1 pseudogene is annotated in these 337 nt (G+C 67.4%); it reads left to right on the top strand.

Annotated features, from left to right (window positions below):
* Positions 1-337, top strand: a pseudogene (locus MKK75_RS03985) (Crp/Fnr family transcriptional regulator); the annotation flags it as partial.

Here is a 337-nt window from a genome sequence, read left to right as displayed (position 1 = left end):
GAGAGCCTGCACGCACTCACGGCCCGCTATCCGACCATCGCGGCTGCGCTCTGGCGTGATACGCTGATCGACGCGGCGACCTTCCGGGAGTGGTTGATCGCCATGGGCCGCCGCCCGGCCTTCGAGCCCTTCACCCACCTGTTCTGCGAGCTGTACCCCAAGCAGGAGGCGGCAGGCTTGGCAGGTGATCACCGCTGCCCACTCCCGAACACTCAGGTCGACTTCGGCAGCGCCACCGCAATGACCGGCGTCCTACTCAATCGCGTGATCAAGGACATGTGCGGCCGCGGCCTGACCACGCTCCACCGACCGAGCAGCGCTGTCAAACCGCGGCACG

It is taken from the genome of Methylobacterium sp. J-030, assembly GCF_022829545.1.
Classification (GTDB): Bacteria; Pseudomonadota; Alphaproteobacteria; order Rhizobiales; family Beijerinckiaceae; genus Methylobacterium.
Note: the sequence above shows the minus strand (reverse complement) of the source record. Positions and strands in the feature narration are given on the sequence as shown.